This window comes from Streptomyces sp. NPDC004752 (genome assembly GCF_053601275.1).
The window spans coordinates 1,792-2,897 of the sequence record NZ_JBSGBN010000279.1 but is presented as its reverse complement, the minus strand read 5'-3'; the positions used below and the strand labels follow the sequence as shown (position 1 = coordinate 2,897).

General features: G+C 67.7%; 1 protein-coding gene and 1 pseudogene. Both read left to right on the top strand.

Annotation, left to right across the window (positions count from 1 at the left end; translation table 11 throughout):
- A pseudogene (locus ACWEKM_RS46275) lies at window positions 1-367 on the top strand (hypothetical protein); the annotation flags it as partial.
- A gap of 149 nt (window positions 368-516) precedes the next feature.
- A partial coding sequence (locus ACWEKM_RS46270) for a DsbA family oxidoreductase (protein ID WP_451627326.1) occupies window positions 517-1,106 on the top strand: 590 nt, incomplete at its 3' end.

The following is a 1,106-nucleotide window of genomic DNA, read 5'->3' as shown; positions in this document are numbered from 1 at the left end:
GGCCCACATCACCACCATGCAGGCCGCGCTGGCGGCCACGCTGGGTGTGGCGCCGTTGCGGCAACTGTTCGCGCGGGTGTGCCGTCCGGTTGCCACACCGGACACGCAGGGCGCCTTCTACCGCGGCTGGCGGCTGACCGCGATCGACGGCACCACATTCGACCTGCCCGACACGAAGGCGAACGTGGAGGCGTTCGGCCGTCCGCCCCGCTCCGGGCGCGGCGAACAGGACGTGGGCTACCCGCAGTTGCGCATGGTCGGCCTGGTGGAGTGCGGCACCCACGCGGTCTTCGATGCTGCGATCGGACCTCTGCGCACCGGAGAGCAGGCTCTGGCCCGGGCCGGCTCTTCGCAGATGAGGGTGTAGTGCCTGTCGGGCGGTGCCCACGCACTTGAAAGTGCCTTTTGTAAGCTCTCCCTTACTCACTCATGATGGTGTTACGCACTACTAGTGAGGTGAAGAAGGAAGATGGTTGAGCAGGTAACGCACCCGAGGGGGCGCAGGTCGTCATCGAGATGTGGTCCGACCTGGCTTGCCCGTGGTGCTATGTCGCTAAGCACCGGCTCCGGACCGCGATCGAGCACCGCCCGGACGCGGATCGGTTCAAGCTCGTGATGCGGTCCTTCGAGCTGAACCCGGCCGCGCCGAAGCAGCCGGAGACGATCGAGGAAGCCTTCATTCGTACCCACGGCGGAACCGCCGCCCACTTCATGGCGGCAGAGCGCCAGATCCAGGCGATCGCCCGCAAGGAGGGCCTCGAGTTCACGCTGGACCGTCTCAGCGCCAACACCTTCGACCTGCACCGCGTGGTGCAGTACGCCAACGACGAGGGGCCGGGGTTCGAGTTCTTCTCGACTGTCCAGGACGGCTTCTTCGTCGGCACCCTCAACCCTTACGCCCCCGACTCCCTGGCCGGGGTCGCCGAGTCGGTCGGGCTGGACGGCCGGCGAGTGCACGCGATCCTCACGAGCGGTGAGTACGCCGACCGCGTACGCGCCGACCGAACCGAAGGTGTGGAGCTGGGCGCGACCGGCGTGCCGTTCGTCGTCCTCGACCGGCGGGTCGCTGCCCCGGGTACCCAGAAGGTTCCGGTCTACGGCCAGTT